Raw genomic sequence first — 14,049 nt, forward strand, 5'->3', positions numbered from 1 at the left:
ATGACCCCGAATCAGAGCACGCCGCTCCTGCAGGTGCGCGCGCTGAGCAAGCAGTTCGGAGGCGCGCACGCCCTCTCCGCGGTGGACCTCGACATCCACCGCGGAGAGGTCCACGGACTGGTCGGCGCCAACGGCGCCGGCAAGTCCACCCTCATCCGGTGCCTCGCCGGCGTCACGCGCCCGGACTCGGGGGAGATCCTCCTCGACGGCGAGCCGGTCGAGATCACGGCGCCGCGCGACGCGGAGAAGGCCGGGTTCGCGTTCATCCATCAGGAGCTGAATCTCGTCCCGCACTTCACGGCGATACAGAACATCCTCCTGGGAGTTCCCAAGCCCACGCGGTTCGGAATGGTGCGCTGGCGGCAGGCGGAGGCCGTCGCGCGCGCGGCTGCCGCGCGCGTGCAGGCGGACTTCCCGCTGGAGCGTCGAGTGGACGAGCTCAGCGTCGGGAACCGCTGGCTGGTGATGATCGCGCGGGCCCTCGTGCAGAACGCCACCATGATCGCGATGGACGAGCCGACCGCGTCGCTCTCGGATGTGGAGAGCGCCGCGCTGTTCCGCATCGTGCGCGAGCTGGCAGCCTCCGGCGTGTCCATCCTGTACGTCTCGCATCGCCTCGACGAGGTGCTCGACCTCTCCGACCGCATCACGGTGTTCCGTGACGGCCGCGTCACCGACCGCGCCGTGCGCGGCGATCTCGACAAGCGCGGTCTCATCCGGGCGATCGTCGGCCAGGAGATCGTGACATCGCGACGTGCGGCGCGTCAGGAGATCTCGCGCACCCAGCCGCTGTTCGAGGCGCGATCGGTGAAAGACCTGCCCATGGTGCGCGACGTGTCGTTCGAGGTGTACCGCGGCGAAGTCCTGGGGATCGGGGGACTCGTCGGAGCCGGGCGCAGCGAGGTCGCGCGCCTGGCCTTCGGTGCTGCGAAGCTCGACGGAGGTTTCTTCCTGCTCGAGGGGAAGCCGTATCGCCCCCGCGACGTCGCCGGTGCCGTGGCCCAGGGGATGGCGCTCATCCCGGAGGAGCGCCGATCGGAGGCGCTCGTCCTCGACAAGTCCGTCACCTTCAACGCCAGCCTCGCCGCCCTCTCGCAGCTGCGATCGATCCCGGGACTCCCCTTCGTCAGCGATCGGAAGGCCCGGCAACGCACGCTGGAGGTGATCCGCTCCCTCGCCATCAAGACCTCCGGGCCCTCGCAGGAGGTCGGGCGGCTGTCCGGCGGCAATCAGCAGAAGACCGTCATCGCGCGGTGGCTGCTGCCGGGCATCAAGGTGATCTTCTTCGACGAGCCCTCGCGCGGCGTCGACGTCGGCGCGCGCGAGGAGATCCACGCCGCCATCCGCACACTCGCCGACGACGGTGTCGGCACCGTCGTCATCTCGTCCGACGTGGAGGAGCTCGCGATGCTGTGCGACCGCGTCGTCGTCCTCCACGAGGGCCTGGTGACCGGAGAGCTCGCCGGCGACGACGTCACCGAGCGACGCATCGTCGAACTCAGTTACGCACACGCGCACGAACCCTCAGAGGAGCTGACATGACCACCACCGTGACGGCGCAGCCGGGCAATGCCGCCCCGGCTCCCGGTACGCCCTCCCGCTCCCGAGCGGGCCGGATCGCCCTGGTGATCCTGTCCCGCTACGGAACCCTCATCGGCCTGGCGCTGATGCTGATCCTGTTCACGGTGCGCGCGCCCACCGTCTTCCCCACGCTGCAGAACTTCACGAACATCCTCGCGCAGGGCTCTCTCACCGCGATCATCGCCGCGGGCCTGACGATGGCCCTCGTCGTCGGCGAGTTCGACCTCAGCATCGGCTACGCCGCCAGTTTCGCGGGCCTGCTCGTGGTCGGGTTCATGGCGTTGCAGGGGATGCCCATCTGGGTCGCCGTCCCGCTGATGCTCGTGATCGGTGGGGTCATCGGGGCCGTCAACGGCATCCTCGTGACGAAAGCGAGGATAAACGCCGTCATCGCCACTCTCGGCGTCGGGACGATCCTCACCGGGCTCGGGTTCGCGTACAGCCCCTTCCCGATCGTGACGAACATCCCGGTGGAATTCTCCGTGATCTCCCTCGGACGCTTCATTCCCGGGATCCCGAACTCGATCCCTCTCATGATCATCGTCCTCGCCATCCTCTGGGTCATCCTCAACAAGACCGACCTCGGCCAGAAGATGCAGGCGGTCGGCGGGAACAAAGAGGCGGCGCGCCTGTCGGGGATCCGCGTCGATCGGGTGAAGATCTTCGCCTTCGTCACCGCCGGCGTCTGCGCCGCGCTCACCGGCATCATGCTGTCGTCGCTGCTCGGCAGCGGCACGCTGGCCGCGGCCGACGGATATCTGCTCGACGCCTTCGCGGCGGTGTTCCTCGGGTCGGCCACCCTGCGCGACGGCGAGTTCCACATCGTGGGCACGCTCGTGGGCGTGCTGGTGATCGCCGTCGGGTTCAACGGGCTCAGCATCTTCGGCGCACCGTCCTGGGCGCAGCAGGTGTTCAGCGGCGGCATCCTCATCGTCGCCGTCGGTCTCGCGACCCTCTCCCGGCGCATCCTCAAGGCCGGATGACGGCATCTCGCCAGACCCACCCAGACCAGACCCACCCAGACCAGACCCACCCAGAAAGGACACGACACATGGTCGATCGCATGAAGGGCAAGGTGGCCCTGATCACCGGAGCATCCCGCGGCCAAGGCCGCGCCATGGCGGAGCTCTTCCTCGAGGAAGGAGCGGAGGCCGTCGTCTCGGGCGACGTGCTCGACGCCCGAGAGCCCGAGGGCAGCCGCGTCGACTTCCAGAAGATGGATGTCACCGACCCCGCCGACTGGAAGCGCGTCGTCGACGGCGTGATCGAGCGCTACGGCAAGATCGACGTGCTCATCAACAACGCCGCCATCTGCGAGTACGAACCGATCCTCGAGACCACGATCGAGCAGTACGACCGCATCCTCAACATCGATCTGAAGAGCATCTTCCTCGGCATGAAGGAGGTGCTGCCTCACATGATCGAGCGCAAGGCCGGGTCGATCATCAACGTCTCGTCGATCTGGGGCCTGGCCGGTGTGCCGAACTCCTACGCCTACCAGGCTGCCAAGGGCGCGATCCTCAATGTGAGCAAGAACGTCGCCGCCACCCACGGCGAGGACGGCATCCGCTGCAACTCGCTGCATCCGGGCTACATCCTCTCGCCGATGAACGAGAACCAGGCGCCGGAGATCAACGAGGCCCTCATCAACGGGACAGTGCTGAAGCGCCCCGGGCTCCCGATCGAAACCGCCTATGCGGCCTTGTTCCTCGCCAGTGACGAGTCCAGTTACATCACCGGCATCCCCCTCGTCGTCGACGGCGGCTACCTCGCACCCTGACCCGAACCCGACACACACAAGAGAAGAGGTTCTGCAATGAAGCGAATCATCCCGGGCGTCGTCGCGCTGACCGCGGCGACGGCCCTCACGCTCGCCGGGTGCTCCGGCGGAGGCGGCGGCGGTGAGACCGGCGGCACCGACGATCCCATCATCATCGGCGGGATCGCCGGGACGACAGGCGCTTACGGCGCCGTCGGCATCGCGGTGATCAACGGCACCCAGATGGCCGTGGACGAGATCAACGAGGCCGGCGGCGTCGACGGCCGTCAGATCGAGTTCATGTGGGACGACGACGCCGCCGATGCGACGAAGTCGTCCCAGCTGTTCCAGCAGTTCGTCAGCGACGGCGCCGTGGCGATCTTCGGGTCGCCCGACACCGGGCCGACCACGGCCGCCCTCGGTGAGCAGATGGAGATCCCCGTCCTCGGCGCCGTCGACGACGGAGGGCTCACCGTGTACCCCAACGGTCCCGGCGAGCCTCCCTACGCGTGGGTGTTCAGCACGTCTCTGAACACGTTCGCCTGGGGCGCGAAGCTCGCCGAGTGGAGCATCGACAACTGCCCCGGGGGGCTGGCGATGCTCCACGACCCCACCGCCTACGGCCTCGGTGGCGTCGCCGGCTTCCAGACGGTCTTCGAGGAGACCGGCCACGACTTCGCGTACCTCGAGCCGATCACCGAGAACTGGGGGAGCGGTGCGACGGTGAGCCTGGACGCCGAGATCCAGAAGATCGTCGACTCCGGCGCCGACTGCGTCGAGGTGTGGCTGACCCCCGCCGACGAGGCAGCCTTCATGCAGGAGCTCGAATCGCTCGGCATCGACGACCTGACGGTCCTCGGCACCGACGTGACGAACGCGGATGCGACGTTCACCGACCTCGCCGGCGCGCAGGGCGACGGGCTCGTCTCGGCCATGATGACCGCTGATGCCTTCCCGAGCGACCGGCTCCTGGAGTGGCGCGAGAAGTACAGCGACCTGTTCGACGGCCTGCAGCCGGGGCCGTTCGCGGAGATCAGCTACGACGCGGTCTACATCCTCAAGCAGGTCATCGAAGACGCCGACGGCGCCACCGACCCCGAGTCCATCCGCGAGGGCCTCAACGCCCTGACGGACTTCCCGGGCCTCACCGGAGACCTGTCCTTCAGCGAAGACGTCCACACCACCATCAACAAGGACGACCTCACGATGGTGCGCTGGAACTACGCCGAGAAGACCTGGGACCCGATCGAGTAGCCGTCGCGCCCTCCCCGGTCGCGCCCGCGCGCCGGGGAGGGTTCCTCCCCGAATCCCAACCCGAAGAGGATCGATGCTTCAAGTGCTCATCTCCGGCCTCGCCGTCGGAACCATCTACGGCCTCGTGGCCATGGCGTTCGCCGTCGTGTTCTACGTCACCAAGGTCATCAACTTCGCCACCGGCCAGCTGCTCATGGCTTCCATCCTCATCGCCGCGGGACTCATCAAGGGCGGCGCCCCGGACTGGCTCGGCATCACCGTCGCGCTGCTGGCCGCGACCGTGATGGGCGTTCTCATCTACCTCGTCGCGGTGCGACCGGTGCTGCGGTTCGACCGCTTCAGCTTCTCCTGGCTCGTGAGCACGCTCGGCGTCGCCATCGTCATCCAGGCGGTCTTCGCCATCATCTACGGGCCCGCGTCCGTCCCGTTCCCCCGTGGATGGCACGGCATACCGGTGCGCCTGGGCATCGCCACCGTGACCGTGCAGGAGATCGTGATCATCGTCACCGGGATCCTCGCCATCGTCGTCTGGGAGCTGGTCCGCCGTCGCACGCTCCTTGGGAAGCTCGGGATGGCGATCTCCACCGACCCGGAGATGGCTTCGGCCGTCGGCGCCAACACCACCGCCTATGCGGTCGGCGCCTTCGCGGTCGGCGGCTTCCTCGCCGGTCTCGCCGGCATCCTCGTCGGCCCCATCACCTACGGCAACCCGTACCTCGGCGACACCTACGGCATCTATGGCTTCATCGCACTCATGATCGGCGGCATCGCGCGACCCGCGGCGGCGATGGGCGGCGGCCTCGTCCTCGGCGTGCTGTCCCTCCTCGCGAACGCCTACATCGGCTCGCAGGCCTCGGACTGGTTCCCCTTCGTGCTCGTCCTCCTCGTGCTGCTGATCACCCCGAACGGCGTCTTCGCCTCGGGGGGCGCGCTGCGCTCGCTGGTGCGCTCGCGCCGCTCGTTCGCGGGAGGCCGGGCATGATCGCCGCGCTGCGCGAGCGCCGCTGGATCGGCACGCTCCTCCTTCTCGCCCTCTTCCTCGCAGGGACCTGGTTCACCGCCACCGGCGACTTCGGACTGCAGAGCATCGTCACGGTCACGGCAGTGTTCGTGGTGCTCGCCGTGAGCCTGGATCTCGTCGCCGGCATGGTGGGCCTGTACTCGCTGGGCCACGCGGGTCTCTTCGCGATCGGCGCCTACGGCACCACGCTCCTGGCGCGCGAGGCCGATCTCGACGTCTTCCTGCTCCTTCCCGTCGTCATCCTCGCCGCGGGAGCGGTCGGCGCCCTTCTCGGAGCACTGTCGTTGCGGGTCAGCGGGCTCTATTTCGCCATCACCACGTTCATCTTCACGATCATCGTCTACGTCACGCTGAGCAACTCGGCGTGGACGGGCGGTCTGCAGGGCCTTTCCGGTCCGCTGTTCCCCTCGTTCCCCGACCCCGTCGAGGACGTCCTCGGACGCTCCGTGGTGTGGGCGGTGGCCGCTGTCGTGCTCGTCGCGGTGGGGGTGTCGTGGAGCATCCGCTCCTCGCCGTTCTACCCGGTGCTGCTGGCCGTGCGCGACGCGGAGCCGTACGCCCGGGCGAACGGCGTGCACACGTCCCTCGTCAAGGTGGGAATGTTCGCCCTCTCCGCGGGGCTCGCCGGAATGGGCGGGTGGGCGTTCTCGTTCCTCGTGTACCAGTCGCCCGGCCAGTTCGGCTGGGTGCAGTCGGTGATGATCCTCGTGATGGTCATCGTCGGCGGGATCAACACGCGCTTCGGTCCGATCCTCGGCGCGGTGCTGATCGGCATCTTCCCCTTCGTCGTGAAGATCGACCCCTTCCTGCAGGACGTCGTCTTCGGTCTCGTCTTCGTCGTCGTGATCGTCTTCTTCCCGCGCGGTCTCGTCGGCCTCGGCCACCTCGTCGTACGGCGGATACGGGACCGCCGGCGGGCGGCGGGCGCTCCCGCGAAGGTCGATGCCGGCCCCCGCGAGATCCCGCCGGTCACGGTGCCGGTGGCACCGCCCGCCGATGCCGCCGCGCACGACGGCATCGCCCTGACCGCCCGCGGCATCCACTTCAGCTATGTTCCGGGTGTCCCCGTCCTCCGCGACGTCGACATGGTGGTGCGCCGCGGCACCATCCACGGGCTCATCGGACCCAATGGATCGGGGAAGTCGACCCTCGTGAACCTCATCGCAGGGGAGCTGCGTCCGCTCGCGGGGACGATCGAGATCGACGGGGCGCGGGTGGAGCGGCTCGGCGCCCCCGCCCGTCCGGCGCACGGACTGCGCCGCACCTTCCAGAGCGCCGTCATGGTGCGAGAGCTCTCGCTCGTCGAGAACACCACCGTCGGCCTGTACAGCACCGTCCGGCGCATCGCCGCGCGCTCGGTGATCTGGCCGTTGCTCCCCGGCGCGCGCCGCGACGCCCGCGGGATGCGGGGGGCCGCCGCCGCGGCGCTGGACTCCGTCGGCCTCCAGCGCTCGTGGCATCCGGCCGCCGTCCGCGACGTGCCGCACGGCGTGGAGCAGCTGACCCAGCTGGCCTCGTCGATCGTCGCCGAGCCGTCGGTGCTCGTGCTCGATGAGCCGCTGGCCGGCCTGTCGGGAGCGGAGATGACGCATGTGGCGGAGATCCTGCATCGCCTCCGCGAGCGGGGCGTGACGGTCATCGTCATCGAGCACCAGACGCGGTTCATCTTCGATCACTGCGACGAGGTCACCGTCATCGCCGCGGGCGAGCTCGTCGCGAGCGGCCCGGCAGCCGAGGTCCGTCAGAACGAACGAGTCCGAGAGGTCTACCTGGGGCAATGAGCGAACACATCGGCGCCGCATCCGACACCCTCACGATCGAGGGCCTCAGCGGCGGGTACGACCGCTTCGATGTCATCCACGACATCGCCTTCCGCGTCGGCGCGGGCGAGGCGGTGGCGCTCCTCGGCCCGAACGGTGCAGGAAAGACGACAGTGCTGCGCGCCATCATGGGGTTGCTGCCTCGGCGGCGCGGGCGCATCGAGATCGAGGGCTCCGACATCGCGGGTCTTCCCACGCGCCGGATCGCCCGGGGACTCGTCGGCCTCGTCCCCGAGGGGCGACGCCTGTTCACCGGCCAGTCCGTCGAGGACAACCTGCGGCTGGGCGGCATGCACGTGCGGCGCGACACGGCGCGCACGCAGGAGCTGTTGCAGTCGGTCTTCGACCTCTTCCCGGTCGTCGAGCGCTACCGTGCGCGGGAGGCGACGGCCCTCAGCGGCGGAGAGCAGCAGATGGTCGCGATCGGCCGCATGATGATGAGCGACCCGGCGCTGATGCTCCTCGACGAGCCGTCGCTGGGCCTGGCTCCCCTCGCCATCCAGGATCTGACGAAGGCGCTCCAACGTCTCCGCGGCCAGAACCGATCCATCCTGCTCGTGGAGCAGCGCGTGGACATGGCTCTGGAGGTGTGCGATCGGGTTTACGTTCTCAGCGAAGGCCGAATCGTCGATGAGGGCCGAGCCGCCGACATCGGAGCAGAAGGACGCGCCCTCATCGACGCGTACCTGGGATGAGGTGCCCGCATGAGTGAATCCGCCGACGACCGCTACGAGGTCGTGATCGTCCGCTACGGGACGCGCTCGACCGTGCGCAGCGAGGTGTATTTGAACTACCCGCTGTACGGCGAGGACGACGCGCCCATCGAGATGGACTACTTCATCTGGGTGGTGCGCAACGCCGTCCGCACCATCCTCGTCGACACCGGCTTCTCCCCACGCGGGGGTGAACGCCGGGGCCGCGCCACGCTCATCGCCCCACCCGACGCGTGGCGCGCCCTCGGGGTCACGCCGGAGCAGGCACCGCTCATCGTGCTCACCCACGCGCACTACGACCACGTCGGAAACATCACCCATTTCCCGGACTCGACCATCGTCACAGCCGCGAGGGAGCTCGACTTCTGGTCGGGTCCCCACGCGCACCACCCGCTGTTCTCCCACTCGGTCGAGGACGACGAGCTCGACGCGCTGCGCGCAGCCGTCGGGGACGGTCGGGTCGAGACCTTCACGGGGTCTCGAACCGTCGCCCCGGGCGTCGAGGTGATCGAGATCGGCGGGCACACGCCCGGCCAGAGCGTCGTGCGGGTGCAGACGACCGAGGGGCCGGTCCTGCTGGCCTCGGATGCCGTGCACTACTACGAGGAGCTCGACCGCGCGATGCCCTTCACCTCCGTGGCCGATCTCGTCGCGATGTACGAGGGGTTCGATCGCATCCGCGCCCTCGTGGCCGCCGGCGACGTGCGACACGTCGTCGCCGGGCACGACCCGGCGACCCTCGAGCGCTTCGCGGCGCTGGGGGAGCCGCTCCCGCGGCTTGCGGCCGTCATCGGCCGGATCGGCTCCGCATCATGAGCGGCCGCTTCGCGGGGCGGGTCGCGCTCGTCACCGGCGCCGCCGGCGGGCTCGGACGTGCGTCCGCCGAGCGGCTCTCCGCCGAGGGCGCCGCCGTGGCGCTGCTCGACATCGACGGCGATCGCGCGGCCGAGGTCGCGCGCGAGCTACCCGGAGAGGCGTTCGCGGCGTCCGTCGACGTCTCCGACGAGGCTGCCTACGCGGCCGCCGTGGACGCCGTGGTGGACCGGTTCGGCCGCATCGACCACCACCACCTCAACGCGGGGATCTTCGGGGCGTTCGTCGCCCTCCCCGACCTCACCGTCGCGGAGTTCGAGCGGGTGCTCGCGGTGAACGTGCGCGGCCAGTTCCTGGGACTTCGCGCCGCCTTCCGGCAGTACGAGGTGCAGGCCAGCCCCGGGTCGATCGTCGTCACCGCCTCGATCGCGAGCCTCACCGGTGCGGCGGACCTGCTGCCGTACCACACGTCCAAGCACGCCGTGGTGGGACTGGTCCACGGGGCGGCGGTCTACGGAGGGCCGCTCGGGATACGTGTCAACGGCGTCGCACCGGGCATCGTCCCCACCGATCTGTTCGCCGCGGCGGCGACGGCGACCGGCGGCAAGAACGACATGGAGCGCCGGGCGTCCACCACGCCGCTGCGCCGTGCCGGGACGACGGCGGAGATCGCGGGCGTGACCGCCTTCCTCCTCAGCCGCGACGCCGCCTACGTCACCGGCCAGATCGTCAGCGCCGACGGCGGCGCGACGATCGTCAACACCGTGCGCCCGTCCGGCGGGGCGGGCGCGTGGGATACGACCGCGGTGGACGAGCCGCTTTACCGAGGAAACCCGAACTGGAGAACGAACGCATGAGCACCCCCACCGGATTCATCGGCCTGGGCAACATGGGCGGCCGGATGACGCGGCGCCTCGTCGACGCCGGCGTCGACGTGCTGGGCTACGACGCGCGCGCGGAGTCGATCACCGCCGCGGGCGCACGGCCGGCCGCCGACACCGCACAGGTGGCGGCCGAGGCCGACGTCATCTTCCTCTCACTCCCCGACAGCCGCGTCGTGGAAGCCGTCCTCGGCGGGAACCGGGGCCTCGCGGCGACGGTGCGAGATGGCTCGGTCGTGGTCGACCTCAGCACCGCGGCGCCGGCGTCGACCCGCCGCATCCACGGCGAGCTCGCCGCGCGAGGGGTCGCCTACGTCGACGCCGGGATCTCCGGCGGCGCGGCCGCGGCCGAGGCGGGAACGCTCACCCTCATGGTCGGCGGGGAGGCCGAGGCGCTCGATCGCGTGCGGCCGCTGCTGGGCGCTTTCGCCAGCAACGTCTTCCACGTCGGGGATTCCGGCGCCGGTCATGTCACCAAGCTCCTCAACAACTTCCTCAACGCCATCGCGCTGTCCGCGACGGCGGAGGTCATGGTCGCCGCGAAGAAGGCCGACCTCGATCTGGCGGTGGTCCTCGAGGTGCTCAACAAGAGCTCGGGTGTCAACTTCGCGACCCTCAACCGGTTCCCCAAGATCATCACGGGCGACTACCTCAAGGGCGGCCTGACCAACACCCTCATGCTCAAGGACGTGATGCTCTACACCGAGCTCATCGCCGAGCTCGGCGTGGCCGGCCTCAATGCGACCGGCCCGCTCGCCGCGTTCGGCCTGGCGCGCCAGCTGGGATACGCCGACGAGATCAGCAACACCGTCGTCGACGCCATCGGAGACCTCTCCGGCGGCGTGCGCCTTTCCTCCGCCGACGCCTCAGAAGGAGACCGCCCGTGAAGATCGCCCACCCCCACCCCGTCCGCAACGCCCCCGGGAAGGCGTCGCAGTTCACCGGCTCGGCGCTCGGCGACAGCATCCTGCCCGCCGCCGACGGCGTCATCATCAACCAGGTCACCTTCGAGCCGGGCGCGCGCACGCACTGGCACACGCACGAGCACGGTCAGATCCTGTTCGTCGTCGCCGGCTACGGACTCATCTGCCCCGACGGCGAGGCGCCCTCGCGTCTGGCCCCGGGGGATTGGGTGTGGATACCGGCGGGGGAACGACATTGGCACGGCGCCGCACCCGACAGCTTCCTCACCCACACCGCCATCTCCCTCGGCACGACCTCCTGGTCCGACGAGGTCACCGCCGAGGAGTACTCCTCGCAACCGCACCCAGAAGGGGAACCCTCATGACCAGCGATGCGAACCACCGCGAAACCCGCGAGCTCGGCGAGCGCGTCCGCCGGGAGGTGCTCGGCGACGCGCACGTGGACCGCTCGCTCGCGCAGGTCACCGACTTCTCGCGACCCATCCAGGAGCTCGTGACGGAGTACTGCTGGGGGGAGATCTGGTCGCGGGACGGGCTGCCGCGCGAGGTTCGCAGCATGATCAACATCGCGATGCTGACCGCGCTCAACCGCTCGCACGAGCTCGCCGTCCATGTGCGCGGCGCGGTCAACAACGGCGTGACGGAGGCTGAGATCCAGGAGGTGCTCCTCCAGACCGCGATCTACGTCGGGGTTCCGGCGGCGCTGGAGTCCTTCCGCGTGGCGGAGAAGGTGCTGAAGGAGCTGAGGGAGCAATGAACGACATCACCTCGATCGGCATCATCGGCCTCGGCAACATGGGGCTTCCCATCGCGACGCGGCTCGCGGCGGCCGGCTACACGGTGACCGGGTTCGACGTGGCCGAGGCCGCGCGGGCCCGGCTGGTGGAGCACGGCGGTCGCGCCGCCGACACCCCCGCGGATGCGGCGGCGGGGGCCGATGCCCTCATCCTCATGCTCCCCGACTCCACGATCGTCTCCCAGGTGATGTCCGACGCCGCCCTGCGGGCGACGCTCAGCCGGAACCAGCTGGTGGTCGACATGGGCTCGTCCGAACCCGTCCGCACGCGGTCGCTCGCCGCCGAGCTCGACGCCGACGGCGTCGCCCTCGTCGACGCGCCCGTGTCGGGCGGCGTCTCGGGCGCGACGGCCGGAACCCTGACGATCATGGTCGGCGGCGCCGCCCGTAACGTCGAGCGGCTCACCCCGGCGCTGTCGGCTCTGGGGCGCGTTCGGCATGCCGGGCCGGTGGGATCGGGGCACGCGATCAAGGCGCTGAACAACCTCATCTCCGCCACCCACCTGTGGGTGACCTCCGAGGCGATCCTGACCGGAGAGAAGTTCGGCCTGCGGCCCGAGGTCATGCTCGAGATCATCAACGGGTCGAGCGGTCGGAGCGGCTCCAGCGAGAACAAGTGGCCCAACTTCATCCTCCCCGGCACGTTCGACTCCGGCTTCGCGCTCCGGCTCATGCTCAAGGACATGAAGACCGCGACGGCGCTCGCCGAGCAGTTGGGGATGCCGATCGAGTTGGGTGAGGCCGCGGTCGCCGAATGGACGAGAGCCGCGGAGGCCATGGCGCCCGCCGCCGACCACACCGAGGTGGCGCGGTATCTGGCCCAGGAGAGCGCGGTTAGGATGTGATCCACATCGTATGACGAGATGACAAGCCTGGAACGAGTGCACATGCCACGAGCGAACTCCCTGGCCGAGTCCTGGACCGCCGAACCCGTGGGCCGGATCGCCGCACCTCTGCGCGAGCAGGTGATCTCCGCACTGCGCCAGGCCATCCTCGACTTCCACCTGAAGCCGGGGCAGCGCCTGGTCGAGCGCGAACTCGTCGAGCAGCTCGGGGTGTCGCGCACGACGGTCCGCGAGGCTCTGCGCGAGCTGACCAGTGAGGGCCTCGTGACGGTGGTGCCGCAGAAGGGCGCGATCGTGGCAACGCCGACGCTCGAGGACGCGGTGGATCTGTACGAGGTCCGGGCCGCCCTGGAATCGCTCGTCGTGACCCGCTTCGTCGAGCGCGCGAGCGACCAGCAGGTCGCACGACTCCAGGCGGCGGTCGAGCGCTTCCACGACGCGACGATCCGCACCGCCGACATCCGGCAGATCCTGCAGGCCAAAGACCTCTTCTACGCCGTGCTGATCGAGGGCGCCGCCAGCTCCGCGCTGCAGCAGCTCCTCGAGGGCATCCAGGCGAGGGTCCAGATCCTGCGAGCCACCTCGCTCTCGGAGGAGGGCCGCACCTTCGCGGCCGTCCGGGAGCTGCGAGCCGTCGTCGACGCCGTCGCCCAGCGCGACGCGCCGCTTGCCGCGCGGCTCACCGCCGAACACATCCGTGCGGCCGCCGAGACGGCGCTGCTGCACATGCGCGCGGGGGAGTGATCCCCCGGAAGGACACCATGGATCTCACTCCGAAGCAGCAGGAGATCAAAGACGCCTTCGTCGCCGCCCGCGGCGCCTGGGGGGAGCCCTGGGAGACGGTGTTGCGGATCGACCCCGACTTCGTCGCGGCCTCCCTCGCGATGCAGCAGGTGCCGTACCGCAAGGGGCATCTCAGCGACAAGTTCAAAGAGCTCTGCCTGATCTCCGTCAACGCCGCGGCGACGCACCTGCACGTCCCCGGCATCCGACCCCACATCCGGAGGGCGCTGGAACTCGGCGCCACGGCTCGCGAGATCCTGGAGGTGCTGGAGCTGGCCGCGACAGTCGGCATCCACGCGATGAACATCGGCGTGCCCCTGCTCGTCGAGGTGCTGGTGGAACGCGGCCGCACGGGGCCGGCGCCGTTGTCGGCCGACCAGAAGCGCCTGAAAGCCGAGTTCACCCAGACGCGCGGATACTGGCACGACTTCTGGAACGAGATGCTCGAGCTGGATCCGGAGATGTTCGCGGCGTACACCGAGTTCTCCTCCGTGCCGTGGCGGACCGGGGTGCTCACCCCCGCGGAGAAGGAGCTCATCTACATCTCCTACGACATCGCCGCGACGCACCTGTACGTCCCCGGCACGAAGCTCCACATCCGCAACGCCCTCGACCACGGGGCGACCCCCGAGCAGATCCTCGAGGTGATGGAACTGTCGAGCCTGCTCGGCCTGCACGGGCTCACGACCGCGGTCCCGATCCTCGCCGAGGAGCTCGCCGCCGCATCCGGCTCGATCGAGCCCTGAGTCGCCGCGCCTCGTTCGGGGCGCCGGCGTGGCTCGTTCGGGGCGCCGGATGTGCTTTGGGGCGACCGTTGTGCGCCCCGAAGCACATCGAGCGCCCCAATCCGCGGATCCGCA

The 14,049-nt window shown here is 69.6% G+C and carries 15 protein-coding genes; all 15 read left to right on the forward strand.

The annotated features are described in order from the left end of the window. The 15 genes from ACTU3I_RS06025 to ACTU3I_RS06095 all read left to right on the forward strand — a co-directional run bounded on the left by ACTU3I_RS06025 (position 1) and on the right by ACTU3I_RS06095 (position 13,935). Positions 1-1,542 carry a sugar ABC transporter ATP-binding protein gene (locus ACTU3I_RS06025; protein WP_442924751.1) on the forward strand — a complete coding sequence of 514 codons (1,542 nt, stop codon included), beginning with the start codon at positions 1-3 and terminating at the stop codon, positions 1,540-1,542. Beyond that, on the forward strand, positions 1,539-2,564 hold the full coding sequence (locus ACTU3I_RS06030) for an ABC transporter permease (RefSeq protein WP_442924752.1): 1,026 nt from the start codon (positions 1,539-1,541) through the stop codon (positions 2,562-2,564). The genes ACTU3I_RS06025 and ACTU3I_RS06030 overlap by 4 nt, the downstream gene beginning before the upstream one ends. A 68-nt stretch (positions 2,565-2,632) precedes the next feature. After that, positions 2,633-3,361, forward strand: coding sequence for an SDR family NAD(P)-dependent oxidoreductase (locus ACTU3I_RS06035; RefSeq protein WP_442924753.1), 729 nt, complete (start codon positions 2,633-2,635; stop codon positions 3,359-3,361). Positions 3,362-3,397: 36 nt separating this feature from the next. Next, positions 3,398-4,594: an ABC transporter substrate-binding protein gene (locus ACTU3I_RS06040; protein ID WP_442924754.1), complete on the forward strand. Its 1,197-nt coding sequence runs from the start codon at positions 3,398-3,400 to the stop codon at positions 4,592-4,594. A gap of 73 nt (positions 4,595-4,667) precedes the next feature. Continuing rightward, a complete protein-coding gene (locus ACTU3I_RS06045; RefSeq protein WP_442924755.1) occupies positions 4,668-5,576 on the forward strand; it encodes a branched-chain amino acid ABC transporter permease in 909 nt (302 codons plus the stop codon). Further along, positions 5,573-7,396: a branched-chain amino acid ABC transporter ATP-binding protein/permease gene (locus tag ACTU3I_RS06050; RefSeq protein WP_442924756.1), complete on the forward strand. Its 1,824-nt coding sequence runs from the start codon at positions 5,573-5,575 to the stop codon at positions 7,394-7,396. Before ACTU3I_RS06045 ends, ACTU3I_RS06050 begins: the two co-directional genes overlap by 4 nt. Next, positions 7,393-8,130, forward strand: coding sequence for an ABC transporter ATP-binding protein (locus ACTU3I_RS06055; RefSeq protein WP_442924757.1), 738 nt, complete (start codon positions 7,393-7,395; stop codon positions 8,128-8,130). The genes ACTU3I_RS06050 and ACTU3I_RS06055 overlap by 4 nt, the downstream gene beginning before the upstream one ends. A gap of 9 nt (positions 8,131-8,139) precedes the next feature. Further along, the gene (locus tag ACTU3I_RS06060; RefSeq protein WP_442924758.1) at positions 8,140-8,964 is read left to right on the forward strand and encodes an N-acyl homoserine lactonase family protein; all 825 of its coding nucleotides are present in this window, start codon (positions 8,140-8,142) and stop codon (positions 8,962-8,964) included. Continuing rightward, on the forward strand, positions 8,961-9,818 hold the full coding sequence (locus ACTU3I_RS06065; protein WP_442924759.1) for an SDR family NAD(P)-dependent oxidoreductase: 858 nt from the start codon (positions 8,961-8,963) through the stop codon (positions 9,816-9,818). Before ACTU3I_RS06060 ends, ACTU3I_RS06065 begins: the two co-directional genes overlap by 4 nt. Beyond that, a complete protein-coding gene (locus tag ACTU3I_RS06070; RefSeq protein ID WP_442924760.1) occupies positions 9,815-10,729 on the forward strand; it encodes an NAD(P)-dependent oxidoreductase in 915 nt (304 codons plus the stop codon). Before ACTU3I_RS06065 ends, ACTU3I_RS06070 begins: the two co-directional genes overlap by 4 nt. Continuing rightward, entirely contained in the window at positions 10,726-11,130 is a 405-nt protein-coding gene (locus tag ACTU3I_RS06075; protein WP_442924761.1) for a cupin domain-containing protein, read from the forward strand. The genes ACTU3I_RS06070 and ACTU3I_RS06075 overlap by 4 nt, the downstream gene beginning before the upstream one ends. Beyond that, positions 11,127-11,522, forward strand: a complete 396-nt coding sequence (gene pcaC, locus ACTU3I_RS06080; RefSeq protein ID WP_442924762.1) for a 4-carboxymuconolactone decarboxylase — start codon at positions 11,127-11,129, stop codon at positions 11,520-11,522. The genes ACTU3I_RS06075 and pcaC overlap by 4 nt, the downstream gene beginning before the upstream one ends. After that, entirely contained in the window at positions 11,519-12,406 is an 888-nt protein-coding gene (locus ACTU3I_RS06085) for an NAD(P)-dependent oxidoreductase (RefSeq protein WP_442924763.1), read from the forward strand. Before pcaC ends, ACTU3I_RS06085 begins: the two co-directional genes overlap by 4 nt. Before the next feature lie 42 nt (positions 12,407-12,448). Beyond that, the gene (locus ACTU3I_RS06090; protein WP_442924764.1) at positions 12,449-13,150 is read left to right on the forward strand and encodes a GntR family transcriptional regulator; all 702 of its coding nucleotides are present in this window, start codon (positions 12,449-12,451) and stop codon (positions 13,148-13,150) included. 17 nt (positions 13,151-13,167) lie between these two features. Then, on the forward strand, positions 13,168-13,935 hold the full coding sequence (locus tag ACTU3I_RS06095; RefSeq protein ID WP_442924765.1) for a carboxymuconolactone decarboxylase family protein: 768 nt from the start codon (positions 13,168-13,170) through the stop codon (positions 13,933-13,935). Positions 13,936-14,049 lie beyond the last annotated feature (114 nt).

This window comes from Microbacterium sp. RD1 (assembly GCF_052220165.1).
Lineage (GTDB): Bacteria > Actinomycetota > Actinomycetes > Actinomycetales > Microbacteriaceae > Microbacterium.